Below are 1165 nucleotides of genomic sequence, written 5' to 3'. Positions count from 1 at the left end.
TTGGTCAAAGAATGTAAAGGAGCTGCTATTTGTGAAAAATGCTTAATGAATTTTCTAACATATTGGCAAGCTCCAATGAAGCTTCTTACCTCAGTTACTGTCTTCAGTCTCGGCCAATTAAGGATGGCCTCAATCTTCTTTGGATCAATTCTAAGCTCTCCTCCACCGATCACAAATCCAAGGTACACTAGTGTCTGCTTTCCAAACTCACACTTCTTTGCATTTAGCTTCAACTGATGCTTTTGAAGCACCTTCAGTACCTTCTCTATGTGCTGGATGTGTTCTTCCCAGGTTCTACTGAAAACTAGAATGTCATCCAAATACACAATTACACAATCATCAATAAAAGGTCTGAGTACCTCATTCATTAGTCTCATAAATGTTGCTGGAGCATTACAGAGACCAAATGGCAACACCATCCACTCGAACAGTCCTTGCTTAGTCTTGAAAGCCGTCTTCCAGGTGTCTTCCTCTTTAACTCGAACCTGATGATAACCTGACTTCAGGTCCAACTTTGTGAAATACTGAGCATGCTGCAATTGATCCATAAGATCATCAATTCTAGGTAGAGGGTATCGATTTTTCACTGTGATTTTATTCAGTGCTCTAAAGTCGATACACATCCTCCATCCTCCGTCCTTCTTAGGCACTAATACAACAGGGGATCCACATGGTGAGCAACTAGGCCTTATCACTCCCTGCTCCAGTAGTTCCTGAATCTGCCTTTTGATTTCTTCATTCTCCATTATAGAATTTCTATACAAAGCCAAATTTGGCAAAGGAGATTCTGCTACAAGGTTAATTTCATGATCTATTGGGCGCCTTGGGGGTAAACCTTCCACTTTTGAAAATAAAGATTCATACCTGTCCAATAGCTCCCTGATCTGCTGCTGCTGATCTGGGTGCAACACTTGTGCTGAAGATTCTGCCTCTTCCCTTGGCTGCTCCCTTGACCTCAACATAAGCAAAACAAATTTTCCACATGCATTAACCAATCGTTTTGCCTGTGTAGCTGAGACCATTGAAATCTTCTCCTGATTCCTGGTAGCATTAACTATGTACTCCTTTCCATCCTTGACTAATCTGTACTTCCTTAATCTTCTATAATGAATAGCATCCCTATCCCATAGATAAGGGCTTCCGAGTACAACCTGGCAGACATCCA

Annotated in this window: 1 protein-coding gene; it reads right to left on the bottom strand. The window is 41.5% G+C overall.

Annotation, left to right across the window (positions count from 1 at the left end; translation table 11 throughout):
* Nucleotides 1-1165: reverse transcriptase family protein (locus RM368_RS38595; RefSeq protein ID WP_322698951.1), on the bottom strand; the 1165-nt coding region annotated here is incomplete at both ends.

The organism is Nostoc sp. DedSLP03 (genome assembly GCF_034530815.1).
Lineage (GTDB): Bacteria > Cyanobacteriota > Cyanobacteriia > Cyanobacteriales > Nostocaceae > Nostoc.
This window is presented reverse-complemented; position numbering and strand designations above follow the sequence as displayed.